The 22,767-nt window shown below is 41.3% G+C and carries 27 protein-coding genes; 13 read left to right on the forward strand and 14 right to left on the reverse strand.

Going from position 1 to position 22,767, the window contains the following annotated elements; genetic code table 11:
- Positions 1 to 41 precede the first annotated feature (41 nt).
- The 4 genes from ACN222_RS20675 to ACN222_RS20690 all read left to right on the forward strand — a co-directional run bounded on the left by ACN222_RS20675 (position 42) and on the right by ACN222_RS20690 (position 1,362).
- Complete coding sequence (locus ACN222_RS20675; RefSeq protein ID WP_010998271.1) at positions 42 to 449, forward strand: universal stress protein; 408 nt, start codon at positions 42 to 44, stop codon at positions 447 to 449.
- A 103-nt stretch (positions 450 to 552) separates the two neighbouring features.
- A complete protein-coding gene (locus ACN222_RS20680) occupies positions 553 to 846 on the forward strand; it encodes a DUF433 domain-containing protein (RefSeq protein WP_010998272.1) in 294 nt (97 codons plus the stop codon).
- A complete protein-coding gene (locus ACN222_RS20685; RefSeq protein WP_010998273.1) occupies positions 843 to 1,214 on the forward strand; it encodes a DUF5615 family PIN-like protein in 372 nt (123 codons plus the stop codon). The genes ACN222_RS20680 and ACN222_RS20685 overlap by 4 nt, the downstream gene beginning before the upstream one ends.
- A complete protein-coding gene (locus ACN222_RS20690; protein ID WP_158303722.1) occupies positions 1,201 to 1,362 on the forward strand; it encodes a hypothetical protein in 162 nt (53 codons plus the stop codon). Before ACN222_RS20685 ends, ACN222_RS20690 begins: the two co-directional genes overlap by 14 nt.
- A 21-nt stretch (positions 1,363 to 1,383) precedes the next feature.
- Here the strand turns inward: ACN222_RS20690 and ACN222_RS20695 are convergent, their stop codons facing one another.
- From ACN222_RS20695 to typA, 6 genes are all read right to left on the reverse strand, one after another.
- Entirely contained in the window at positions 1,384 to 1,761 is a 378-nt protein-coding gene (locus ACN222_RS20695; RefSeq protein WP_231865482.1) for a type II toxin-antitoxin system VapC family toxin, read from the reverse strand.
- 5 nt (positions 1,762 to 1,766) lie between these two features.
- On the reverse strand, positions 1,767 to 1,994 hold the full coding sequence (locus ACN222_RS20700; protein ID WP_010998275.1) for a type II toxin-antitoxin system Phd/YefM family antitoxin: 228 nt from the start codon (positions 1,992 to 1,994) through the stop codon (positions 1,767 to 1,769).
- Between the two features lie 331 nt (positions 1,995 to 2,325).
- Positions 2,326 to 2,610 (reverse strand): hypothetical protein, encoded by a 285-nt coding sequence (locus tag ACN222_RS20705; RefSeq protein ID WP_044522098.1) that lies wholly within the window; start codon positions 2,608 to 2,610, stop codon positions 2,326 to 2,328.
- Entirely contained in the window at positions 2,600 to 2,896 is a 297-nt protein-coding gene (locus ACN222_RS20710; RefSeq protein WP_010998277.1) for a BrnT family toxin, read from the reverse strand. The genes ACN222_RS20705 and ACN222_RS20710 overlap by 11 nt, the downstream gene beginning before the upstream one ends.
- A 151-nt stretch (positions 2,897 to 3,047) precedes the next feature.
- Positions 3,048 to 3,764 carry a DUF4145 domain-containing protein gene (locus ACN222_RS20715; protein WP_010998278.1) on the reverse strand — a complete coding sequence of 239 codons (717 nt, stop codon included), beginning with the start codon at positions 3,762 to 3,764 and terminating at the stop codon, positions 3,048 to 3,050.
- A 211-nt stretch (positions 3,765 to 3,975) separates the two neighbouring features.
- Positions 3,976 to 5,766: a translational GTPase TypA gene (typA, locus tag ACN222_RS20720; RefSeq protein WP_010998279.1), complete on the reverse strand. Its 1,791-nt coding sequence runs from the start codon at positions 5,764 to 5,766 to the stop codon at positions 3,976 to 3,978.
- Positions 5,767 to 6,046: 280 nt separating this feature from the next.
- Between typA and ACN222_RS20725 the strand changes: the two genes are divergently transcribed.
- The gene (locus tag ACN222_RS20725) at positions 6,047 to 7,159 is read left to right on the forward strand and encodes a serine/threonine-protein kinase (protein ID WP_010998280.1); all 1,113 of its coding nucleotides are present in this window, start codon (positions 6,047 to 6,049) and stop codon (positions 7,157 to 7,159) included.
- 148 nt (positions 7,160 to 7,307) lie between these two features.
- Here the strand turns inward: ACN222_RS20725 and ACN222_RS20730 are convergent, their stop codons facing one another.
- The 5 genes from ACN222_RS20730 to ACN222_RS20750 all read right to left on the reverse strand — a co-directional run bounded on the left by ACN222_RS20730 (position 7,308) and on the right by ACN222_RS20750 (position 10,123).
- Complete coding sequence (locus ACN222_RS20730; protein WP_010998281.1) at positions 7,308 to 7,877, reverse strand: Uma2 family endonuclease; 570 nt, start codon at positions 7,875 to 7,877, stop codon at positions 7,308 to 7,310.
- A gap of 14 nt (positions 7,878 to 7,891) precedes the next feature.
- Positions 7,892 to 8,467 carry a Uma2 family endonuclease gene (locus ACN222_RS20735; protein WP_010998282.1) on the reverse strand — a complete coding sequence of 192 codons (576 nt, stop codon included), beginning with the start codon at positions 8,465 to 8,467 and terminating at the stop codon, positions 7,892 to 7,894.
- A 51-nt stretch (positions 8,468 to 8,518) separates the two neighbouring features.
- Positions 8,519 to 9,163 carry a nucleotide exchange factor GrpE gene (gene grpE, locus ACN222_RS20740; RefSeq protein ID WP_010998283.1) on the reverse strand — a complete coding sequence of 215 codons (645 nt, stop codon included), beginning with the start codon at positions 9,161 to 9,163 and terminating at the stop codon, positions 8,519 to 8,521.
- A gap of 91 nt (positions 9,164 to 9,254) precedes the next feature.
- Entirely contained in the window at positions 9,255 to 9,746 is a 492-nt protein-coding gene (locus ACN222_RS20745) for a Dps family protein (RefSeq protein WP_010998284.1), read from the reverse strand.
- 113 nt (positions 9,747 to 9,859) lie between these two features.
- On the reverse strand, positions 9,860 to 10,123 hold the full coding sequence (locus ACN222_RS20750) for a ParB N-terminal domain-containing protein (RefSeq protein ID WP_010998285.1): 264 nt from the start codon (positions 10,121 to 10,123) through the stop codon (positions 9,860 to 9,862).
- 115 nt (positions 10,124 to 10,238) lie between these two features.
- Here ACN222_RS20750 and ACN222_RS20755 point away from each other — a divergent pair, with 115 nt between their 5' ends.
- Positions 10,239 to 11,906, forward strand: a complete 1,668-nt coding sequence (locus ACN222_RS20755) for a SpoIID/LytB domain-containing protein (RefSeq protein ID WP_010998286.1) — start codon at positions 10,239 to 10,241, stop codon at positions 11,904 to 11,906.
- A 93-nt stretch (positions 11,907 to 11,999) separates the two neighbouring features.
- Here ACN222_RS20755 and petF1 read toward each other — a convergent pair whose 3' ends face one another.
- A complete protein-coding gene (gene petF1, locus ACN222_RS20760; RefSeq protein ID WP_010998287.1) occupies positions 12,000 to 12,299 on the reverse strand; it encodes a ferredoxin PetF1 in 300 nt (99 codons plus the stop codon).
- Positions 12,300 to 12,691: 392 nt separating this feature from the next.
- Between petF1 and ACN222_RS20765 the strand changes: the two genes are divergently transcribed.
- Genes ACN222_RS20765 through ACN222_RS20775 form a run of 3 tightly spaced genes read left to right on the forward strand, consistent with a single transcriptional unit; the run spans position 12,692 to position 15,136 of the window.
- The gene (locus tag ACN222_RS20765; protein WP_044522099.1) at positions 12,692 to 13,681 is read left to right on the forward strand and encodes a Gfo/Idh/MocA family protein; all 990 of its coding nucleotides are present in this window, start codon (positions 12,692 to 12,694) and stop codon (positions 13,679 to 13,681) included.
- Between the two features lie 5 nt (positions 13,682 to 13,686).
- Positions 13,687 to 14,457: a type I methionyl aminopeptidase gene (map, locus tag ACN222_RS20770; RefSeq protein ID WP_010998289.1), complete on the forward strand. Its 771-nt coding sequence runs from the start codon at positions 13,687 to 13,689 to the stop codon at positions 14,455 to 14,457.
- 16 nt (positions 14,458 to 14,473) lie between these two features.
- On the forward strand, positions 14,474 to 15,136 hold the full coding sequence (locus tag ACN222_RS20775; RefSeq protein ID WP_010998290.1) for a Coq4 family protein: 663 nt from the start codon (positions 14,474 to 14,476) through the stop codon (positions 15,134 to 15,136).
- On the opposite strand, the gene ACN222_RS20780 is transcribed toward ACN222_RS20775, so the two are convergent.
- Entirely contained in the window at positions 15,133 to 16,485 is a 1,353-nt protein-coding gene (locus tag ACN222_RS20780; RefSeq protein ID WP_010998291.1) for a pentapeptide repeat-containing protein, read from the reverse strand. The two genes, ACN222_RS20775 and ACN222_RS20780, sit on opposite strands and share 4 nt — an antisense overlap.
- Positions 16,486 to 16,632: 147 nt before the next feature.
- Here ACN222_RS20780 and ACN222_RS20785 point away from each other — a divergent pair, with 147 nt between their 5' ends.
- Together ACN222_RS20785 and ACN222_RS20790 are read left to right on the forward strand one after the other, a co-directional pair.
- Positions 16,633 to 17,397, forward strand: coding sequence for a sporulation protein (locus tag ACN222_RS20785; protein ID WP_044522100.1), 765 nt, complete (start codon positions 16,633 to 16,635; stop codon positions 17,395 to 17,397).
- 67 nt (positions 17,398 to 17,464) lie between these two features.
- Positions 17,465 to 17,650, forward strand: a complete 186-nt coding sequence (locus ACN222_RS20790) for a PCP reductase family protein (protein WP_010998293.1) — start codon at positions 17,465 to 17,467, stop codon at positions 17,648 to 17,650.
- Between the two features lie 203 nt (positions 17,651 to 17,853).
- Here ACN222_RS20790 and ACN222_RS20795 read toward each other — a convergent pair whose 3' ends face one another.
- Complete coding sequence (locus tag ACN222_RS20795; protein ID WP_044522102.1) at positions 17,854 to 18,687, reverse strand: SWIM zinc finger family protein; 834 nt, start codon at positions 18,685 to 18,687, stop codon at positions 17,854 to 17,856.
- Between the two features lie 423 nt (positions 18,688 to 19,110).
- Between ACN222_RS20795 and ACN222_RS20800 the strand changes: the two genes are divergently transcribed.
- Positions 19,111 to 20,973, forward strand: coding sequence for an NAD(P)H-quinone oxidoreductase subunit F (locus tag ACN222_RS20800; protein ID WP_010998295.1), 1,863 nt, complete (start codon positions 19,111 to 19,113; stop codon positions 20,971 to 20,973).
- Positions 20,974 to 21,064: 91 nt separating this feature from the next.
- Positions 21,065 to 22,567 carry an NADH-quinone oxidoreductase subunit M gene (locus ACN222_RS20805; protein WP_010998296.1) on the forward strand — a complete coding sequence of 501 codons (1,503 nt, stop codon included), beginning with the start codon at positions 21,065 to 21,067 and terminating at the stop codon, positions 22,565 to 22,567.
- The last annotated feature ends 200 nt before the right edge of the window (positions 22,568 to 22,767 follow it).

Raw genomic sequence — 22,767 nt, forward strand, 5'->3', positions numbered from 1 at the left:
CATCAAGATTTTACCGGAGTCGGGGGTGCGGAGGTGCAGAGATGTTCAAGACAGTTCTATTTCCAATCGATCAAAGCCGAGAAGCAAGGGAAGCTGCTGATGTTGTCACCAACGTCGTGCAGAAATATGGCAGTCGTTTAATACTGCTGTCTGTGGTAGAAGAATCTTCCCCAGACGAGTCTAGTGCTGATCCAATGGTGTCTCCCGAAGCCGTTGCCAAACTGCTCAGGGATGCCCAAGCTTTATTTTTGCAGCAAGGTATTCCATCAGAAATTGTGGAAAAACAAGGTAAACCAGCCTTTACCATCTGCGATGTGGCGGACGAGATTGGTGCCGATTTAATTATCATGGGTTGCCGGGGACTAGGTTTAACCGAGGAAGGCGCTACCGATAGCGTCACGACTCGCGTGATTAACCTTTCCCCTTGTCCGGTGCTAATTGTCCCTTAAATCTTTATTTGGGTGCGTTACATCCGTTGACGCACCATCTAAATTGATGAATGTAAAATTATAGATGTGGAAGACTCATTGATTCAGTTAGAGTTGACAAAACATGGTAGCAATAGTTGATATTGGAACCCTAATTGTGAAAACACCTCAAGTTGCTGGAGGTCGTCCTTGCATTGCTGGTACGCGGATGACAGTTCAAAATATTGTGATGGATTCTCAAGCAGACTTATCTCCTCAAGATATTGTGACAGAATATCCACATTTATCTCTAGCGCAAGTTTATGCGGCACTTGCTTATTACTATGCTAATCAGGAAGCAATGGATAGAGAAATTGCTTTATATCAAGCAGAATGTAATGTGCTGGAAACGAAGTGGATGTCAGGTAATTTTGCATGAGCCAAATTTGTTTTTATTTAGATGAAGATGCTGGCAAAAAATCTTTAACTAATGGTTTACGCAATGCAGGGATTGATGTAATGACAACGGCTGAAGCAGATAGATTAGGCTCATCTGATGATAACCAACTAATCTGGGCAACGGAACAGAAACGAGTTATTTATAGTTTCAATGTTGGTGATTTTTGTCGATTGCATAAAGCTTATCTCGAACAGCAACAAGAGCATTCGGGTATTGTACTTGCTGCGGAGCAGAGCTATGCAATTGGAGAACAGTTGCGAGGCTTATTGAAGTTAGTAGAAAGTTTAGAAGCCGAGAATATGGCAAATCAATTAGTGTTTCTGAAAAAATACATTGATAATTTTTAACCTGCGATCGCTTTCTGTAATCATATCTGCTAAATTGCGATCGCTTCCCACTAATAACCTTTCATGTGATTTGTGGCGATCGCGATCGAACTATCTTTGCATAACCTTTACACTCAGTAACCTGAAAAGTCTTAACTCTTACCAATAACTTTTATAAGCGCAGTATAGTTCACCATAATATTTGCACAGGATAACCCTCAAACACACTGTCTTTAGTAACTATAGGTATGCTCTCCACCAAAGATTGAGAAATCATCAGCCTATCAAAAGGATCTTTATGGTAAAAAGGCAGCTTTGCTAACTCATCTAAATGTGCTGGCTGTATTTCAAGCAATTCAATCGCATTACCATAAACCTGTTGTTTAACCAACTCAGTAAAGGTCATATCCAGTTCTAGCTTGCCAATACTGACTTTGATAGATATTTCCCAAAGACTTGCAATGCTTAAAAATCTTTGATTTTGCTGATCTTCAATGAGGCTTTTTGCTGTATCACTGAGATTTAAACTACCTTCAATAAACCACAAAAACGTATGGGTGTCGAGCATGAGCCTCATGGAGCATATTCCTCAAAATCTGCCAATGGCTCATCAAAATCATCTGAAATTTTCACTAAACCCTTAGCACTACCGAACTTTGGATATGCTTTCACTTCTCCAATCGGCACAATTTTAAACGATGCCCCATCACTGCGTGTGATAATGACTTCTTGTCCACTAGCCACTTCTTCAATTAGTTCTGCTAGGCGAGTCTCAGCTTCTTTTAAATTAATTTGGTGCATTGATAGTCTTTCCCAAAACCTAATGTTTTGAATATAACTTTTTCTTCAGTTTTAGTTTTAGCTACCTTTTAATCTTGAGTATACTTTGAAATCCTAATTAGTTTTGAGCGATCGCTCTCATCTTTGAGACTGACTTCTTTGAGCGATCGCTAATCTTAATAGCTTGATTTACTATCATTCACACAAAAGAAACTTCACTAAACGTCTTATAACCCTACCAAAAACTGTTATTCTATTGCTGCACAGGATAACTTTCTGTAATGATATCTGCTAAATAGCGATCGCTTCCCACTAATAACCTTTCGTGTGAGTTGTGGCGATCGCCATCAAACTACCTTTGAGTAACTTCACTAAGGGCTTCATGGATAACCTCATCGCTAACACCATGACGCTTCAAGCTACTAATCAGTGCTGAGACTGTATCATCCTCTAGTCTTTCCAAATCAACTCTTAGCCCTTGCCCAATGTAAGCACGAACTAGTGGCTGATAGCCAGAAAACCCCAGCAATGGTGCTATGCGCTTCAAATCTTCAATGACATCTTCGGGAATGCGAATTGTGATTGTCGTCATTGGACGATTTTTATCGAGTCGCCTTTTTAATGCGTCAGCTTTCATAATATTCTCGCTCCTTGCGTGTCGCTTTACGAGCAGAAATGATCCGAATCATGTCGTTTTCACGTTCAATGTAGACGACATACAGAAGATGCCAACGTCTGTCTAAGCCAATTACAGCATCTCTTTCCTCATTATTGCGACTTGCGTCAACAACAACTAAAAACGGATCGAAAAATGCCTCTGCGGCTTGATGAAATGTCACGCCATCATGATTGCTGGGATTTATCCAGGCCTTCTCCTCGTTCCAAACAAAGGTGACACCATTAAGCACGAAATACACGTCCATACCTTACATGGTAGACAAAGTGTATTTACATCGTCAATACATTTTTGGTGTTAAGCATGAGCCTCATTGATCGTATTTCTCAAAATCTGCCAAACGCTCATCAAAATTATCTGAAATTTTCACTAAACCCCTAAGCTGCTATATGGCTAAATCATTCTGGATTTTCTGAATATTTGTCACTTACTTCTTCTTTCTTAGCCCATTTTTCTTTCAAGCGTTTAAGTTGCTGTTGTGCTTTATTTGCTAAGTATGGCGCACTGTAGACATATTCCAAAATTGCTCTGCACAGATCATCTAGTATTGGAATTTCTTCTTTAGTTAATTCCCCCAGAGAAGCATGAGCGCCAACATTTCGTAAATGTCGAAGTTGATCGGCGACTCCTACTAATTTGCCTGGAATTTCACCTTTTGCAGCTAGATCATTCAGCTTATTGTATAAATCCTTTCCTGTAGCTTTACGATCTGCACACACCATCTCTAGTATACGTCCTAACAGAACTGCATAAGCATTAGCATCGATGACACGAACCTTAAGCGATATTTCATATGCGTTTTGAATTTGATAAGGTAGACCAGATAACTTCGATCTAGCTAATGGGTAAAGGGTATCAACCGTGATTTCTTCTGGATCTATATAATCAGCATCAAAATACTTCCATAGCGTTACTCCTTTACAGGCTAGGCATAATAACAATTCATACTTGTACCCTTCATCTGGCTGATAAGAATAATAATACTCGTCTTCTGGAGAGTCATAGGTAGAAGGTTTTAGAGAATGGTAATATTCAGCCACAATATCCATTGGAGAATGGTTTCCACAATGATTACACGTTATAAACCCTGTAGTTTGTCGCTTTGGATTGGTCATGAATCTACCTTCAGTTCCTCATAACACTTTGCCAGTACACAGCATACTTTATTGAAAAAATAAATGTCATAAGCTATATCTGACATTCTTGTTCCAGAATTTATAACCTATGTACAAGGTAGTTCATTCTATACATAATGCAAGATAAATAAAAAATAAAAAGCCCGCATTAGCGGGCTTTTTAAATTAATTAATTAAACGATCGCTTTACTTATCGTTTTGCCAATTTCTTCGACATCTTCCGTAGACGGATTGATTGGGGTGTAACTTCCACTAACTCATCGGGGCCGATGTACTCTAATGCACGCTCTAAACTCATGTCGATTGGTGCTTGCAACTGAACCAATTCATCACCACCAGCAGCACGGTGGTTAGTTAACTGCTTGGTTTTGCAGACATTCAATTCTAAGTCTTGAGGGCGATTGTGTTCACCGACAATCATGCCTCGGTAAACTTTAGTACCGGGAGTAATGAAGAATGAGCCTCTATCTTCAGCGTTCTTCATGGCGTAGAAAGTAGAAACGCCTTCTTCAAAGGAGATGAGAACGCCTTTGTTACGGGCTTCAATATCACCACTGAGTTGACGGTAATCTAAGAAGCTGTGATTCATGATGCCTTCACCACGGGTCATCCGCATGAATTCACCACGGAAACCAATCAAACCACGGGCGGGAATGACAAACTCTAGCTGGGTGCGATCGCCACTTCCAGGCTGCATATCTTGCATTTCGCCTTTGCGTTGTCCTAGACGTTCGATACAGCTACCGACAGAATCAGCAGGAACGTCTAACACCAACAATTCATAAGGTTCGCAAGGTTGACCGTTGATTTCGCGGTAAATTACTTGTGGCTGAGATACTTGGAACTCAAAACCTTCGCGGCGCATGGTTTCGATTAAGATACCCAGGTGCAGTTCTCCACGACCGGAAACTAGGAATTTGTCGGGGGAGTCGGTTTCTTCAACGCGTAAAGCAACGTTGGTTTCTAGTTCGCGGAATAGGCGATCGCGTACTTGTCTGGATGTCACCAATTTACCTTCTTGACCAGCAAAGGGTGAATCGTTTACCCAGAAGGTCATCTGTAAGGTAGGCTCATCCACTTTAATTAGTGGTAAAGCTTGGGGTTCGGTTGGATCAGTAATTGTTTCACCGATGTAAGCATCAGCAAAACCAGCCACCGCAACAATATAACCTGCGGTTGCTTCTTCCATCTCTACCCGCTTCAGCCCTTCAAATCCCATCAACTTGGTGATTTTTCCCTTGACAATAGAGCCACTTTCTGTAACCAGAGCCGCTTGCTGACCAGCGCGGATAGTACCATTGTGGATTCTGCCAATGACAATCCGTCCCAAATATTCAGAATAATCTAGGGTTGTGACTTGCAATTGTAGGGGCTTGTTGATGTCGCCTACTGGTGGTGGAACGTGTTGCAGAATCGCATTAAACAGGGGCTGCATATCTACCGCCTCTGCTTCCATGCTTTCCTTGGCATAACCGCCCATACCGGAAGCAAACAGGTAGGTAAAATCACACTGGTCTTCGTCTGCACCTAATTCTAAGAACAGATCCAACACCTTATCCACAGCAACGTGGGGGTCGGCTTTAGCGCGGTCAATCTTATTGATGACAACGATGGGGCGCAAGCCTTTTTCTAAAGCTTTTTTCAACACAAACCGTGTTTGAGGCATGGGGCCTTCATTGGCATCAACAATCAGCAGACATCCGTCAACCATGCCGAGTACCCGTTCCACTTCACCACCAAAATCGGCGTGTCCAGGGGTATCAACAATATTGATTAGTGTTTCTTTGTAACGAACAGCTGTATTTTTCGACAGAATAGTAATACCCCGTTCTCGCTCTAAAGCGTTGGAGTCCATAACGCAATCCGGAACGTCTTCGCCTTCGCGGAAAATGCCGGATTGTTTGAGGAGTGCATCAACCAGGGTGGTTTTGCCGTGGTCAACGTGGGCGATGATGGCGACGTTACGAATTGGGAGCGTCATAGAGGCTTTTAGCTAAGGGGAATTTTACAATTTACATTTAGGTCTAGGCTGTTTTAACAGAATTGGGGATGATCTGCGAATTCTGTAAAGAAGCTTTAATAATTCTAGCGTAATTGTCACAATTCTAGAGGCTTTCCTAAATGTGGAGCGATGGAAAAATAAGGAAGTTTGCTGAACTCAGTGGATTTTGAGTTTACACAAAATAAATAGTCAATACTTCTCAGGACATTTATGTAATAACAGTGCCAAACTTGACACTAATTTTATTGGCTTGTAAACAATGGCTTGGGTTTCAGGGCAGCAATTGCAAGGTACTAAGTATACTCTTGAACAAGAATTAGGCGAAGGCGGATTTGGTATAACTTATCTTGCTAAAGATAATTATGGGCGCTCGGTTGTTATCAAAACTCTGAATGATCAAGTACAACGCCATTCTGATTTTGCCAAGTTTCAGCAAGATTTTTTGAATGAAGCTATCAAATTAGCTAAATGTAGTCATCCCCACATTGTCCAAATCTATGAGGTTATTAATGAGGATTCCTTGTGGTGCATTGTGATGGAATATATTGATGGCGAAAATTTAGGCAGTCGGGTTGAGAATCAAGGTGTTTTACAAGAAGCCGAAGCGTTGCGTTACATTCAGCAGATTGGTGAAGCGCTAACAGTAGTTCATAACAATGGATTGCTGCATCGGGATATCAAGCCACAAAATATTATGCTGCGTTCTGGTAAATCAGAAGCTGTTTTAATCGACTTTGGCATTGCACGGGAATTTTCTCAAAATTTAACTCAAACTCATACCCAAATGCTGGCTGATGGTTTTGCACCAATTGAGCAATATGACAAGAGAGCAAAACGAGGTGCTTACACAGATGTTTATGCCTTGGCAGCAACATTATATTCGTTACTAACAGGTAAAGTTCCTATAATGGCTCCACTCAGAGCTATTGGTACATCATTGGAAGAACCAAAAAATATTAATTCTGGTATTAGTGATTGGGTAAATCAAGCTATTCTCACAGGAATGGAAATAAAACCAGAGAATCGTCCTCAGTCAATAGAGGAGTGGATAAACTTTTTTGAAGTGTTACCAAAAAAATATAAATCTAGATCATCAATAATAAGTAAGTCAATAAGTAAGTCTGTCATCAAAATTTTAAATGGCGTACCTGGAATGACTATAGCTCATCATCGGGACTTTGAAAAAGCTATTCCAATTTTTACGCTGAACGACGGAAGTGTAGTTAAAACTTACAAGAATCCAGTTGGTGTAGATCACGTATTTTTAGCTAATAAGCAGGGAAAAATGATTTTTGGTGGTTTTGTTGGATGGATTCATTCTAAGGGATTAAAGGCAACTATCAAGAAAATAAAAAAAAGTTTCAGTTGCTAATGACGAGAGTTTTTACTACTTATGATTTATTGATATTTGAGGTTTGTTTGATTTTGATATAAAGACTACTAAAAAAGCGATCCCCTCTACTATAAAATGAAATCATGGAGTAAAACCGCGAGAATTTCAATATTAGATTAATCTTTAATTATTTAACTTTCAACCAACTAAAAATATCTGCCGCTTTTATCTGCCAATTTTCTAACACATCAAGGACAGGTAAAATATCATTATCATACTTTACTTCTGGTAGTTTATCTGGTTGAAATACCATCACAGATTTATCATTAGCATCAATAAACCAACCTAATTTAGTTCCTTGGTTAATACAAAAAATAATCTTATTAATTACTCGGTTAGGCGATTGATCAGGTGATAAAATCTCAATAATCCAATCTGGGTAACTTTCAAACCTATTGGCAATCTCTCCATCTGCATCAGTTGGGATACGTGACCACTCAAATACAGCGACATCGGGAACTAAGGAACGCCCCTCAAATGTGCAGCGTAACTCGGTTAATGCTAAAGCTTTTTTCTGAGGTTCACCTACCTGATTAATATTGCTTGATAAACGAGTTTGAAGAATACTATGTTTTCCTTGGGGCATTGGTTTTTGATAGATGCGTCCATCGATATATTCACTAGCTGGTTTGGTTTCTGGTAATTTGAGAAACTCATCCAAAGACGGGTGAAAAAATACTTGAGTTGATAGCGTCATCAGCAATAATTTCCTTACAATAATTTTGCTAAAGCCAATGTAAAACCAGGTACAACATCTTCACCACTCAAGATTGCTGTGGCTGGATATTGGGTAATTGAACCATCTTGGCGATAAACTAAAGCTTGCTGATTTTTACTATCAATTAACCACCCCAACTTAACGCCGTTAGCAATATATTCTTCCATCTTGGCTTTGAGTTTTGTCAAGCTGTCATTTTTGGAGCGAATTCCAATGACAAAATCTGGCGCTAAATTGATAAACTTGTCTTCTTGCTGATCCCAATTTTCTGGTAAGCGTCCTTTTGCCACAAAAGCAGCATCAGGCGATCGCACAGCAGAATTAGCTAATCTAAAACCAGTACTCGGCCCAAAAACTTCCCCTAAATCCTGACTTTCTACCCAATTAAAAAGATAAGCGCCTGCTTTTATTTCTCGATTACCAGAAATTCCCCCTGTTGGTGGCATGGTTTCTAAAATTCCATCAGCGTTACGTTCAAACCTCAGTTCTGGGTTTTGTGAACTCATCAACATTAGTTCTTCATCAGTGACAGCGTATAAAGACTGTACTGTTATTGGTTTGCTGTTCATGATTTTATGACAGGCAGGAGAGACACTTTCACTTTAGCTTGAGTCCTATGACTATGATTTTTCTACTAAACTGACAGTGGCTCGATAAAGCAGCCTTTTGCCTTGAAGATAGCCAACGTGGGTGACTTGGACTGTTTCGCCTGGTTGTGCCGTTCCTTGCTTTAATTGGTGCAGTTGAGGATCATAAGGTATTTGTGATCCTACAGGTGCGATCGCCTCTATCCCCCACGCCTGCAATAATTTTTCTAAAGGTTTTTCTACTAAAGGCACAATTTTCACAGCCGCTAGTTCGGGGTTCTCCCGCGCTTTCTGGGCTACGGTCGGCCATTGCAATAACAAAGGTTCCAGCAGTTGTAAACTCGACTGCTGGAACTCTTGCTGTAATATTTCTCGCTGCTGCTGTAGTTGTAGCTGCGATCGCTCATACTCTTTTTTTAAATCAGCAATTTCTTGGGAATGCTGAGGTGCTTGGTACTCAATACTTGATTCTAAAAAAGTTGACAATAATTCACTCAAGGGTACTTGCAGCGCTTTTGATAGCTTCAGCAGAGTATCCAAGCGCATCTGTTCTAGCTTGCCTTGGCGCAGGCGCAGCACTTGATACTCGGAAACGCCAGCTTGACGACTCAAAGCTTTGAAGCTAGATATGCTTGCCTGTTGCATTAAATTTTGCAACTCTTGCGTGAAATCAGACATTGGCTACTGGGTATGGAAGATTGGGGACTAGTTACTGGGTACTGGGTAAATTTTTTCTCCCCCTGCACCCTGCACCCTGCCCCCCTGCCTCTTATTCTTCCAGTAAACTTCTCAACATCCAAGCAGTTTTTTCATGTACCTGCATCCGTTGAGTGAGTAAATCGGCGGTGGGTTCGTCGTTGACTTCATCTACCACAGGAAAAATAGAACGTGCTGTTCTCACAACGGCTTCTTGTCCTTCCACTAGTAAACGAATCATTTCCTTGGCTTTGGGAACCCCTGGAGTTTCGGGAATCGAACTTAGTTTGGCGTACTCGCTGTAAGTTCCTGGTGCTGGATAACCAAGCGCCCTGATTCTTTCCGCCACTAAGTCTACGGCTAGGGCTAATTCTGTATACTGTGTCTCAAACATCAGGTGCAGGGTTTGGAACATCGGCCCTGTAACGTTCCAATGAAAATTATGTGTTTTCAAATAAAGTGTATAGGTGTCAGCTAACAAGCGAGACAATCCTTCGGCGATTTTAGCCCGGTTGGCTTCGTCAATGCCGATATTTACATTGTTAATTGTTCCTTGAGATGCCATGTGTGTCTCCAAATTGAGTAATTATTATTAATTGGGGAATTGGGGGTTGGGAACTGGGGATTAGGGATTAGATAAATTCTTTCTTCTCCTGCTCCCCTGCCTTTTCCTATTCTCTACGCTAAGTGCATCTTCAAAACACTACGTGGAGCTTTGCGAACTCTAGCTAGAATGGTTTCTTTACCTAAACGTTGGCAGGCTTCATATCTATGGCAACCAGAAAAGCCATAATATTGTCCATCTACTTCTAAAACATCTATGGGTTCTTGTTGTCCAATTGCTGCAATCGATTCCATTAGGGCTTGTACTTTATAGGGATCGTTGCCACGGGGCAATGGCCGCCGAATTTGGTTTAATGGAATTTCTTGTACCCTAACCATGAGGAGTAAACTCAACTAGTTCCTTTTCGTATCTCTATATAAATCATAGTCATTATGACTTCGTTTTGCAACTTTTTCTAGAGCAAAACCGGTAAGGGTATTATTTGGAGCGTTCATGCGACAAAACCACCACTTTATAAAGCAATTGCCACAAGCCGAGCGCCAAAGCACAGAGGGGAAAAATCTGATAGCAGTAAAACATCCGTTCTGGCGTTTTTCTTACACAGTACTGATGACATTCTGTTTATTGGGATTGACAGGCGCATCGGCGACTGAAGATAAACTTAAGGATTTAGAACTGAAAATTGGGATTGTACAGCGATTTGGCGAGGAGTCTACAGCTAAACTGCAATTGGAACCGACAACAGGCGATCGCTTAAAGCTCAAGTTTGCCGAAGGTAACAAAGAGCGAGTTCTCCTAACGGACAAACCTGTCAAGCTAGAAACAGTGATGCAAGCTTTACCCAAACCAGCAATTGCAGAGGTTGTGGTTTTAGGTACATATCGCACCTACGAAACGGCGGAATACAGTGCTGAAAATTGGCGTAAGCAAGGAATAGAGGTAGAAATAGCCCAGCCGGATCGTTGGCAAGTTTGGGCAAAACGGGATGTGTATAATACCCCCTTACTACGTCGCTTGTTATTCCAGAACATCAAAGCCGCAAGTAATAATTTGGCTTACATTGACACAAAAGTTTTGCCGAAAGTACCAAAAATAAGTTGGACTGTGAATGGTACGAGCTACACTCCAAACCATGTAGAGGTTAGCACAGTTAAAAACTTAATTCGGTTGAAAAAAGGCGAAAAATTAAATACTTCTCGACTTTATTCTGGGCGGATTAATTTTCAGCCGAATGCTTATGGTACTTACACTCTAGTAAATCAAGTATCATTAGAGACTTATTTACGTGGTGTTGTACCTCATGAAATTGGCACTAATGCCCCAACTGCTGCTGTTGAAGCACAAGCAATTTTAGCTCGGACTTATGCTCTAAGAAATTTGCGTAGATTTGCTATAGATAATTATCAATTATGTGCTAATACTCACTGCCAAGTTTATTATGGGTTGGGTGGTACAGATACTAGGATAGATAAAGCGATCGCCGCAACCAGAGGTATGGTACTTACCTATAACAATGAGCTAATAGATGCTCTTTATTCTTCTACCACTGGCGGAATTACTGCCTCATTCAGTGATGTTTGGAACGGAGAGGATCGGCCTTACTTACGGCCAGTAGTAGATGCACCTAATAGTGTTTGGGACTTCTCCAAACAAAATTTAAAAGACGAAAGGAACTTTCAGAGATTTATTACCTTGCAACAAGGATTTAACGAAAGTAGTTGGGATGTGTTTCGTTGGTATAAAGAAACACCTCTTAATGAAATAGTCAAAGACTTGCAAAAGTTTCTCCGGGCAAAAAATAGCCCTTATGCTAAATTCCAAACCATCCAGGCAATGGCCATTACCAATCGCAGTAAAAGCGGAAGGATACTGGAATTAGCAGTAAAGACAGATATTGGCATTTTTACCCTGCACAAAGATGAAGTGCGTAGTGCCTTTGCTGCGCCAAGAAGCACGCTTTTTTACATAGTACCCCTTAACAAAGGCAAAGAAGAGTTGTGGGGATACGCTTTTATTGGTGGTGGCTTAGGACACGGAGTTGGCTTAAGTCAAACTGGCGCTCAAACTTTAGCCAAACTAGGTTGGTCTAGCAACAAAATTCTCCAATTTTATTATCCTGGTACACAACTTCAAAGCCTGAATGAAGAAATCAAGTTTTAATTGGATGTAGACACAGAGTGAAAAAACAGAAAGGCTAGGGACTAGTCTGTAGCTGCTAGCCTCTAGCCTCTATTTTCCAAGCTAACTTGACTCTTAGTAGAGGTCTTCTTCTTTGTGGGTTTGGATGACTACATCAGAAGTTGGATAAGCAACACAGGTCAATACGTATCCAGCTTCGATTTGATCGTCATCCAAGAATGATTGGTCAGATTGGTCAACAGTACCAGATACTAGTTTACCGGCGCAGGTTGAGCAAGCACCAGCCCGACAGGAAAAGGGTAGGTCATAACCCTGTTCTTCGGCAGCGTCTAAAATATACTCATCATCAGGAACTTCAATTTCATGCTTTGTTCCTTCAGCTTCGTTGATCAATGTAACTTTAAAGGTTGCCATTTCTGTAATCCTCTCTTTTGTGATCGGCAGTATAAGTTATGCTAAAGCAAAACTGGGCGGCTATTCTCAGGGGATTAGCCACAGAATTAAATTTAGTTCAATTCTGATACTACGAGAAAAATCCAAGTATATAACTTGAAATCCACCACGATTAGTAATGAAATTTAGTTAACAGATAACAATAAGTTTTTTTTATACTTTAAGAGCGTTAAACTCACAGTTATTAGAAAAATTTATGGTTTGAATCAAGAATATGATAAAAAAGTTCTGGAGCAGAGACAACCTTCAGTTAGGCGGGTGCTGCATGAACCTAGCTTTTTTCATAAATGATCATTGATCACTGTGGTTGGTAGCAGGACTGGTGAGGATTATATTAAGAGTCGGAGGCAGCTTTGGCAGAAGCAAAAATACGTGTGGGTATAGTTGGGACTGGGTATGCAGCAAAACTGAGGGCAGAAGCCTTTTTAGAGGATGAGCGATCGCACCTAGTCGCCATAGCGGGTAGTAAACTGGAGCGAACCCAGACTTTCGCGCAAGCTTACCAAGCTGAAGTGATAACTGGCTGGCAACAGTTAGTAGAGCGAGAAGATATAGATTTAGTGGTAATTTGTACAATTAATCGTGATCATGGTGCGATCGCCCGTGCTGCCCTAACTGCTGGCAAACACGTAATTGTAGAATATCCCTTATCTGTAGATTTAACTGAAGCTGAAGAACTGATTGCCTTAGCCAAAACACAGCAAAAATTACTCCACGTCGAACACATTGAACTTTTAGGTGGCTTACATCAAGCTTTAAAGCAAAATTTAGATAAAGTAGGTCATCTCTTTTACGTGCGCTACAGCACCATCAATCCTCAAAACCCTGCACCCCGAAAGTGGACTTATAACCACGCAATGTTTGGTTTTCCCTTAATTGGCGCACTTTCCCGTCTGCATCGTTTGACAGATTTATTTGGTAAAGTCTTTACAGTTAACTGCCATCAACGGTATTGGGAAATAGAACCAGAATATTACCAGACCTGTTTTTGCATGACTCAACTGTGCTTTACTAGTGGATTATTAGCCCAAGTGATTTACGGTAAAGGTGAAAGTTTGTGGCAACCAGAACGCAAGTTTGAAGTTCATGGTGACAATGGTGCTTTAATTTTTGACGGGGATACAGGATTTTTCATCCAATCAGGGGAAAGCACACCTGTAGAATTGGGTACTCGTCGGGGATTATTTGCCAAAGACACAAGTATGGTGTTAGACCATATCTTTGATGGCGCTCCTTTGTACGTCACCCCGGAAGAAAGCTTGTATACCCTAAGAGTTGCTGATGCTGCTCAAAGAGCCGCACAGATGGGAATAACTATATTTTTGACAGATAAGCTAAATTAAATTTCATGAAAACCGAGTTCATCGTTATCTTATCCCAACGCGAAATAGAAAAAATGCGGCAAGCGGGACGCTTGGCGGCTAAACTTCTGCAACATCTTGAGCCATTGGTGAAGCCAGGGGTGAGTACTCTGGAACTGAATGATGAAGCTGAACGTTGGACACAAGCACATGGAGCTAAAAGCGCTCCTCTGGGTTATAAGGGTTTCCCCAAGTCAATTTGTACCAGCGTCAATGAAGTGATCTGTCACGGGATTCCCAACGCCAAGCAGATTCTTAAAGATGGTGACATTATTAACATTGATGTGACACCAATTGTTGATGGCTACCACGGCGACACATCCAAAACCTTTATTGTGGGCAATGCTGCTCCCAAAATCAAGAAGCTGGTGGAAGTAACGCAGGAGTGCTTACATTTAGGGATTGCAGAAGTTAAACCAGGAGCAAAGATAGGTGATATCGGCGCAGCAATTCAAGAGTATGCTGAGGCTGAGGGCTTCTCTGTGGTGCGCGACTTTGTGGGACATGGTATCAGTAATATTTTCCATACAGCACCAGATGTACCTCACTACGGCACACGAGGGAAAGGCAAGCGCCTGCGTCCAGGGATGGTATTTACCATTGAGCCAATGATTAATGAAGGGACTTACGAAGTCGAGATGTTAGGTGATGGGTGGACAGCCGTAACACGCGATCGCAAGCTATCAGCCCAGTTTGAACACACCATCGTAGTTACAGAAGATGGCGTAGAAATTCTTACTTTACCTGAAAGTGAGTAAATAAAGGTTTTTTACTATGCAATCTCCAGAGAAAATAGATCCAACATGGGAAGATAGCGTCATTGATAGCTTTATTAGCTTTGTCAGATCATACGATGGCGATTTCACCTGCATTTACAAACTGGCTGATACCGTAAGTGATGAGTACAGTTTGCAAAAGATAATTGACTTTCTCTCTAGCACCCCTCAGGGAAAACAAGCTTTCCAAAAACGTCCACAATTAGGTGTGGTGGATTTACCAAAACTCCATCAATTGCCAACTGACACTTTGGGATATGTCTATGCTGACCAGATGCTGCAAAATAATTTGCAGCCTTTACAGTCCCACGAAATAGACAATGATTATCAATTTTTCAAAACGCATATTACCGAGACACACGACCTCTGGCATATAGTTACTGGAGCCGATACCAGCATTTTGGGAGAAATCCAATTAGAAGCTTTTTATGTGTCGCAATTGTACGCTAGTCGTTTTTGGTTGGCATTACTAGCAAAAAACTTGCTCAAAGCCGTAATTTACGATATAGAGCTTTCCACGCCATACATGGATGCGATCTCCACAGGCTGGGTAATGGCAAAGCAAGCCAAGCCTTTGTTTGGTCTGGAATGGAATCTATTGTGGGAAAAGCCTCTAGCAGATGTGCGTACTTCTTTAAATATTATTCTCCCTGTAAATTAACGGCCTAGCAGGTTAGGAATACCCTCACAGCCACCGGGAATTGTAGCTCTGGTTTTTTCCCCACCCCAAGCACAGCAATAATAACGATTAGCTTCTGACATTCTTTGTACATTGCTGAAATCAGCATTTTCCACCACAGCACCAGTATGTTCGCCTGTTCTGTAGTCTGGTGGTTCGGTGCGGCTACGGGGTGATGCTTTTTCCACTGAGCCATAAAATAGACGAACCCCATTGAAGTCAGCACCAGTAAGGTCAGCATCATAGAGAATAGTTCGGGAAAGATTGGCTTTGACCAAATCACAACCGCTTAGATTCGCACGCACAAGATTGGCTTCACTGAGGTCTGTCCAACGTAAATCTGTTTGAGACAAGTCAGACCCCGCCAACATCACACCTAAATCGATGACCCGCACCCCTTCTAGACGGTCTTCAGCGTAACCCCCAACACCATTGAGAATTGCTCTACCCAAACGGCGATCGCGTTTTAGAGGTGTGAGTAACTTAGAACGGGAGAGGAAACGGAGAATTTTGGCTTTACCACTACCATCAACACTACTAAAAATAGCAGCCGTGCGCCCTTCGGCGATCGCTCTTTCTTGCGGCCAATCTTCTAGTAATCCCTCTTCATCTAAAACCAAATCGGAAACGCCTTGGAAATAGGAATCGATAGTTTGTTGCTGGGTGATGATATTTTGCTGGACAGTTAACAAGTTTTGTTGAATTGTCAAGTCCTTAGAAATGACGTATTGTCGCCACGCCACGTAAACCGCAATGATGGCGATCGCAATTTGCCCCAAAGCACCAAACCATTCCGCCAGAGTACCAGAAGCTTCCCAGTTAACTTTTCGTCCCCACTGTAGCAGGCGATCGCCCACACCACTAAACCTCAAGCAGCCAACGAACGCTACTATTAGCCCTAAAAAAGCCACAAACAAATTTTTATCTTGGGATGTAAACCACACATCAATTACATACAATGCCCAAGGCAAAAGCATCGCTAAAGATAGCAGCAATGTCAGCAGCGTACCCACGACACCAATAATCCAGCTATTTAGTGCAATGCCAGTAATAGTAATGGCCATTCCCACTACAGTAATCAACAACGCCCTTGGTTTGACTATAACTGGAGGTTGAGGACGTGGCTGAAAACCAGAACGGGCTTGTTTCAATATGGCTGTGTTTTGCGGTGATTGTAAGGAAGAAATAGCAGCTAGAGCTTGTTGTGCTGCTAATGCTTCTGAGGTTAAGTGATTTTCACCTGCACCACCATCAAAGTCATCCGGTTGCAAGTCGTGTTCAGGTGTAGATTCTGGGGTTGGTGAATTTGAGGAATTGGATTCAATCGTCATGTTTTCTATTTTGCCCCAGTAGACTTGATTTCACAAAGGTTGACAGGGCGTAAAACTCACAGCACAACCTGATAAGTATTACACCTAGTGCAAGTAAAACTTGGTTTTACTGAACATTCTTTTAACTTAATTGTGAGTTCAACGTCTATGTTTAAGAATTTGTTAGCGAGTGTTGGTATTGGCGCAGCTAAAGTAGATACACGGCTGTTCAACAATTCCGTCATTCCTGGGGGGATTCTAGAGGGTGAAGTCTATATTCGTGGTGGAGATGTAGCCCAGGACATACAGGATATTTACCTAAAACTTGCCACTGAATATCAGCGAGAAGTCGATGACTCGACTGTGACTGAAGAATGCGTCATGGTGAATTATAGATTGTTAGAACACTTAACAATCCAGCCAAAAGAGGAAGTGGTGATTCCATTTTCACTCAACTTACCTGATGAAATGCCGCTTACCTTTGGTCACATTCCCGTATACGTCCGTACAGGTTTAGATATTAAATCGGCTATTAACCCCAGAGATAGAGACTATCTAGAAGTTCGCACACATCCATTGATGCAAAGAGTACTGCTAGCAATAGAACACTTGGGCTTCCATCTCCACAAAGTCGATTGTGAATACACCCATTATTTTGGTGGTGCTTATCCCTTTGTGCAAGAGTTGGAGTTTCGTCCCACTGGAAAATATCGTCATTCCTTGGATGAATTGGAAGTAGTTTTCCGTTTGACAGCAGATCAGTTAGAAGTTTTGCTGGAGATTGATAAACGCGCCCGTGGTTGGAAGGGTTGGCTAGAAGAAGCTTTTGATATAGATGAGCGCTATGCGCGCTTGATTGTAAAACAATCAGATTTATATGAAACTGATGTAGAAGCGTTGATTGATCAGATAATTCAAAGTCATCTTAGTTAACTTTTATTGCTAGTTTGACATAGCAAGGTCAACCAAATTCTTTGATTAAGAAAGGGGTGTAAGTGATATGAGCGAACATAATTTTACAGATAATTTGCGCTGGACATCAGAGGCCAAGACAAAGTTAAAAAATATTCCCTTTTTTGCGCGCTCTCAAGCCAAAGCAAGAATTGAGCAGTTAGCACGTCAAGCAGAACAGGATATAGTCACACCAGAGTTAGTAGAACAAGCCAGACTGGAATTTGGACAGTGAAGACAAAAAGCGGTGTAGATGTTCTTCCCGCTTGATTGCCATTGTGTGATGGCTTTGCTATCACACACTGCCACATAACACGTTGCGTTAGGCGCAGAGATGATTTTTTTTGTGACTAATCATATCGAAATCTGCACCTAACACTACAAAAATTTGATTTCTACTTTATAAATAACCTCTTAATTACAAATTACGCCTTATTATTAACCGCCCACATTCATCGCTGTTAACATAGCCTTCTGCCCTACTTCTTTATACAGGGTTGCTAAATATTTCATGACTACATCACTAGGGTTTAAATTTGTTGAATTTTCTTCATCCTTTACTAGAGGAACTACTCCCAATACATCTAACACTGTTTCACCAGTTGAGGGAGCAATCACAACTAATGATGATTCGAGTGGTTCATTATATTGCCAGCAAGAATCTAATTTAATATTAGATTGAGTCCGAGGAATTTGCTGTTGAGTCTCAGATTTTGCTGTTATTTTAGTTTCTATTTTTGCATTACGTAATTGTCGTAAATCGCGGATAATTTTTTCTTTATTACGTCCACGTAACTGAAACAAGACAAATGGATCTTCGCTAAATCTGTCTCCTAGTTGATAGTAGACTGCACCAACGTGTTTACAGGGGTTGGCTTTATCAGGGCAGGAGCATTTACTATGGACATCAGACAAGGTGAAAGGAAATAATGAAAGCCCATTACTTGTAAATACTTCCTCAATATTTTGGGGCATTTCTCCTGCTAATAGCTTGGCAGCGAAAACAGCTTTTTGGGACATAGTTTCAATCACATAACCCCACTGCTCATCACTAAATGGATCAAGTGATAGGGATACTTTATAAGGCTCCTCTTCACTACCCTGGACTCTAGCTAATACTTTTGCACCTTTAAACTCGATACTCAAAACATTACCTTGACGAGAATATATCCGCGCTCGTTCTAAACGTTTTTTGAAGCGATAAGAATCTAGTAAATCGAGCCATCTTTGTGACCACCATTCCCGGCTCGCTTGTAAAGTGTAAGTTGTCATCATTAAATATATGTAGTTTGCTTTCTATAGGGTATTACATCCGCCTTGCGCCTTAACCAAGTGCTTAGTCTGCTTCAAGTTACCATCACACTGCTATTTCAGGATGTCCGCGTCAAGTGCTAATGGTCGCAACTTTGAATAGCATCCTTGTACTTGTGTCAAATGTCTTATAAAATACATAGATTTTTGTCTATGATTAGTATTAACTTCTTCGATATATAAGAATTAATTAGAGTAGACATCGTTGATTTATTTTGATGGGTAATTCCTTTTTGATAGAGATAACGGTAAGCTAAGAAGAATATTAAGCAAAGATAAATTTGCCTTATTTACAATAGCTGCAAGATAGCTGTATTACTTCGGATTTACACAAGTTAACTCCGAAATACTTTAATTTTTTGTGACAAATCTAGAGGTAAGTTCATGGCTCAGTTTCTCCTTGAGACTGTTTGGCTAGTCCCTTTGTATGCTCTAATTGGCGGTCTGTTAGCCATACCTTGGTCGCCGGGGATCATTCGCAAAACGGGGCCAAGACCGGCTGGTTATGTAAATTTAATAATGACATTTTTGGCGTTGGTTCATAGTGCGATCGCCTTACAAGCAACTTGGAGTCATCCACCCCAAGAAGTATTTCTTCCTTGGCTATCTACTGCTGGTTTAGACCTCACCATTGCCATAGAAATTTCTTCTATAAGTGTAGGGGCAATGGTAGTCATTACTGGCTTAAATTTCCTTGCCCAAATTTTTGCTATTGGCTACATGGAAATGGATTGGGGGTTGGGACGCTTTTATTCATTGCTGGGATTATTTGAAGCAGGGTTATGCGCTTTAGTCCTATGCAATAATCTATTTTTTAGTTATGTAATTCTGGAAATCCTCACATTAGGAACTTACTTATTAGTTGGTTTATGGTTTAGTCAACCATTAGTAGTCAGTGGCGCGAGAGATGCTTTCTTAACCAAGCGAGTAGGAGACTTGTTCCTGCTAATGGGTGTATTGGGATTATGGCCGTTAGCGGGAACTTGGAATTATCCAGAGCTAGCCCAATGGGCGCAAACAGCGAACGTAGACCCCACAATTATTACACTAGTGGGTTTAGCCTTAGTTGCTGGGCCAATGGGTAAGTGCGCCCAATTCCCCTTACATCTGTGGTTAGATGAAGCGATGGAAGGCCCGATGCCGAGTACTATTTTACGGAACTCGGTAGTAGTTGCCAGTGGAGCATGGGTACTGATTAAACTCCAACCAGTGTTAACTCTATCGCCTGTAGTTTCCTCATTTATTGTGGCAATTGGTGCAGTCACAGCAATTGGTGGTTCTTTAATTGCGATCGCCCAAATTGATGTTAAACGCTGCTTATCATATTCTGTTAGCGCTTACATGGGTTTGGTATTTATTGCTGTAGGCGCACGTCAAGATGAAGCTGCACTGTTATTGGTACTCACCCATGCAGTATCGGCGGCGTTATTGGTAATGAGTACTGGTGGGATTATTTGGAATAGCATTACCCAAGATGTGACTCAACTAGGTGGACTGTGGTCACGTCGTCCTATTTCTGGGTTAGCTTTCATTGTTGGGACATTGGGCTTAATTGGATTTCCCCCTCTAGGCGGCTTTTGGGCATTACTGAAATTAGCTGATGGCTTATGGGGAACTCACCCTTGGTTAGTAGGAATTGTCATAGCTGTCAATGCTTTAACCGCTTTCAGTTTGGTGAGAGAATTTGGTTTAATTTTTGGTGGTAAAGCTAAACAGATGACTGAGCGATCGCCAGAAGTTCATTGGCCGATGGTATTACCAATGATGATTTTATTTGGCTTTGTTCTTCACCTGCCTTTAATTTTGCAAGCCTTATCACTTTTACCTGATTGGGCAATCTTAAATAAAGATGTCGTCTTACTACTAATTTGGTCAACTATTTTCGGTTGTAGCATTAGCAGCGTCATTTATTTAAGTAACATCATTCCTAAACCAATTCGTCTGCCTTGGAAAGGTTTACAAGACCTATTGGCATACGATTTTTATACCCCCAATCTGTACCGAATCACCATTATTTTCAGCGTTGCCCAACTTTCTAAATTTGCCGATATGATTGACCGTTTCGTAGTTGATGGTATCGTCAATTTTGTTGGTCTGTTCTCACTGTTAGGTGGTGAAGGTCTAAAATATAGTACTTCTGGACAAACTCAATTTTATGCCTTGACTGTTCTCTTAGGTGTAGGTGTTTTAGGGGCTTGGGTGACTTGGCCTTTCTGGGGATTCCAGTTTTTGGATTTGATGTTTTAAGTAATTTAGTCAGTTGTCAGTAGTCAGGTGTTAGGAGCAAGAATTAACACCTGGCTACTAAAAAATAAAATATTCTACTTACCCAAATATTATGCTTAGTGTACTAATTTGGATACCAATTTTAAGCGCTATAGTTATCGGATTTTGGCCTAGTAATCCCAATCAATCTAGCCGTATCCGTCTAGTAGCATTAACTGTTGCAGCAATAGTATTAATCTGGAATCTGTTTATTCTGTTTAAATTCGATATCAGCAATCCAGGGATGCAGTTTCAAGAGTATCTGCCTTGGAATGAGACTTTGGGTTTGAGTTATCAATTAGGTGTTGATGGATTATCAATTTTGATGTTGGTATTAAATAGCCTCCTCACCTGGATTGCTATTTATAGTAGCAGCAACAAAACAGAACGTCCTCGACTGTTTTACTCAATGATTCTGTTAGTCAGTGGTGGAGTTGCAGGTGCTTTTCTCTCGGAAAACTTACTGTTATTCTTCCTATTTTACGAATTAGAATTAATCCCCTTCTATCTATTAATTTCCATTTGGGGAGGAGAAAAAAGAGCTTATGCTGGGATCAAATTCCTAATTTACACCGCCGTTTCTGGTGCTTTCATCCTCGCTACATTCTTGGGCATGGTTTGGCTGACTGGTTCTACCAGTTTCGCCTTTGATGCTATCTCTACCCAAGGCTTATCCGCCGGAATGCAGTTTATTCTCCTGGTGGGCATCATCTTAGGCTTTGGAATTAAGATTCCCTTGGTTCCCTTCCACACTTGGTTACCTGATGCTTATGTAGAAGCTTCGGCACCAATTGCGATTCTTTTGGGTGGTGTGTTGGCTAAGTTGGGAACTTACGGACTCCTGCGATTTGGATTGGGGATGTTTCCCCAAACTTGGAGTACTGTTGCACCAACCTTGGCAATTTGGGGGGCAGTTAGTGCTATTTATGGGGCGGTGATTGCGATCGCTCAAAAAGACATCAAGCGCATGGTAGCATACAGTTCCATCGGTCACATGGGTTATGTTCTATTAGCTAGTGCTGCCAGCACATCTCTAGCCCTTGTTGGTGCTGTATCCCAAATGTTCAGCCACGGTTTGATTTTGGCGATACTCTTCCATTTGGTGGGAATAATAGAAGAAAAAGTTGGCACCAGGGAGTTAGATAAACTCAATGGTTTAATGAGTCCAATTCGCGGTTTACCCCTCATTAGTGCCTTACTAGTTCTCAGTGGCATGGCTAGCGCCGGTATTCCCGGTTTAACAGGATTTATTGCGGAATTTATTGTCTTTCAAGGCAGTTTTACCGCCTTCCCTTTATCTACTTTGTTGTGTGTGGCATCTAGCGGTTTAACGGCAGTTTATTTCGTTATTCTCCTCAATCGCACCTGTTTTGGCAGACTCGATAATAACCAAGCCTATTACGCCAAAGTCCTCTGGTCAGAGAAAACACCAGCCTTAATTCTGGCAGCCCTCATCATCTTTTTAGGGGTACAACCAACTTGGTTAGTGCGTTGGAGTGAACCCACAACTACAGCAATGGTCGCAGCGATTCCTCCTGTGGAAAAAACCGTAATTTCTCAAGTTGTTTTGAAGTAGTCAAGTCGCTTCTCTACGAGACGCTACGCGTTAAGCGTTGGCGCAGCCTCTCCGACAGGAGAAGCTATGCCGCAGGCTTTACACTCCAATTCAAAATTCAAAATTCGAGATTATTTCCATTCTTCCTAACAGAATTTTGCATTTTGAGTTCAAAAAAGGTCAACCAGAGAATTACTTAAAACCCAAATCTGACTAAGCAA

Source organism: Anabaena sp. FACHB-595, from assembly GCF_048568275.1.
In the GTDB taxonomy this organism is placed as follows: domain Bacteria; phylum Cyanobacteriota; class Cyanobacteriia; order Cyanobacteriales; family Nostocaceae; genus Trichormus.

Excerpts from the sequence above, each read along its gene's own strand:
- ACN222_RS20675 (WP_010998271.1), top strand. The coding sequence starts at position 42 with ATGTTCAAGACAGTTCTATTTCCAATCGATCAAAGCCGAGAAGCAAGG.
- ACN222_RS20680 (WP_010998272.1), top strand. The coding sequence starts at position 553 with ATGGTAGCAATAGTTGATATTGGAACCCTAATTGTGAAAACACCTCAA.
- ACN222_RS20685 (WP_010998273.1), top strand. The coding sequence starts at position 843 with ATGAGCCAAATTTGTTTTTATTTAGATGAAGATGCTGGCAAAAAATCT.
- ACN222_RS20695 (WP_231865482.1), bottom strand. The coding sequence starts at position 1,761 with ATGCTCGACACCCATACGTTTTTGTGGTTTATTGAAGGTAGTTTAAAT.
- ACN222_RS20700 (WP_010998275.1), bottom strand. The coding sequence starts at position 1,994 with ATGCACCAAATTAATTTAAAAGAAGCTGAGACTCGCCTAGCAGAACTA.
- ACN222_RS20705 (WP_044522098.1), bottom strand. The coding sequence starts at position 2,610 with ATGAAAGCTGACGCATTAAAAAGGCGACTCGATAAAAATCGTCCAATG.
- ACN222_RS20710 (WP_010998277.1), bottom strand. The coding sequence starts at position 2,896 with ATGGACGTGTATTTCGTGCTTAATGGTGTCACCTTTGTTTGGAACGAG.
- ACN222_RS20715 (WP_010998278.1), bottom strand. The coding sequence starts at position 3,764 with ATGACCAATCCAAAGCGACAAACTACAGGGTTTATAACGTGTAATCAT.
- typA (WP_010998279.1), bottom strand. The coding sequence starts at position 5,766 with ATGACGCTCCCAATTCGTAACGTCGCCATCATCGCCCACGTTGACCAC.
- ACN222_RS20725 (WP_010998280.1), top strand. The coding sequence starts at position 6,047 with ATGGCTTGGGTTTCAGGGCAGCAATTGCAAGGTACTAAGTATACTCTT.
- ACN222_RS20730 (WP_010998281.1), bottom strand. The coding sequence starts at position 7,877 with ATGACGCTATCAACTCAAGTATTTTTTCACCCGTCTTTGGATGAGTTT.
- ACN222_RS20735 (WP_010998282.1), bottom strand. The coding sequence starts at position 8,467 with ATGAACAGCAAACCAATAACAGTACAGTCTTTATACGCTGTCACTGAT.
- grpE (WP_010998283.1), bottom strand. The coding sequence starts at position 9,163 with ATGTCTGATTTCACGCAAGAGTTGCAAAATTTAATGCAACAGGCAAGC.
- ACN222_RS20745 (WP_010998284.1), bottom strand. The coding sequence starts at position 9,746 with ATGGCATCTCAAGGAACAATTAACAATGTAAATATCGGCATTGACGAA.
- ACN222_RS20750 (WP_010998285.1), bottom strand. The coding sequence starts at position 10,123 with ATGGTTAGGGTACAAGAAATTCCATTAAACCAAATTCGGCGGCCATTG.
- ACN222_RS20755 (WP_010998286.1), top strand. The coding sequence starts at position 10,239 with ATGCGACAAAACCACCACTTTATAAAGCAATTGCCACAAGCCGAGCGC.
- petF1 (WP_010998287.1), bottom strand. The coding sequence starts at position 12,299 with ATGGCAACCTTTAAAGTTACATTGATCAACGAAGCTGAAGGAACAAAG.
- map (WP_010998289.1), top strand. The coding sequence starts at position 13,687 with ATGAAAACCGAGTTCATCGTTATCTTATCCCAACGCGAAATAGAAAAA.
- ACN222_RS20775 (WP_010998290.1), top strand. The coding sequence starts at position 14,474 with ATGCAATCTCCAGAGAAAATAGATCCAACATGGGAAGATAGCGTCATT.
- ACN222_RS20780 (WP_010998291.1), bottom strand. The coding sequence starts at position 16,485 with ATGACGATTGAATCCAATTCCTCAAATTCACCAACCCCAGAATCTACA.
- ACN222_RS20785 (WP_044522100.1), top strand. The coding sequence starts at position 16,633 with ATGTTTAAGAATTTGTTAGCGAGTGTTGGTATTGGCGCAGCTAAAGTA.
- ACN222_RS20790 (WP_010998293.1), top strand. The coding sequence starts at position 17,465 with ATGAGCGAACATAATTTTACAGATAATTTGCGCTGGACATCAGAGGCC.
- ACN222_RS20795 (WP_044522102.1), bottom strand. The coding sequence starts at position 18,687 with ATGACAACTTACACTTTACAAGCGAGCCGGGAATGGTGGTCACAAAGA.
- ACN222_RS20800 (WP_010998295.1), top strand. The coding sequence starts at position 19,111 with ATGGCTCAGTTTCTCCTTGAGACTGTTTGGCTAGTCCCTTTGTATGCT.
- ACN222_RS20805 (WP_010998296.1), top strand. The coding sequence starts at position 21,065 with ATGCTTAGTGTACTAATTTGGATACCAATTTTAAGCGCTATAGTTATC.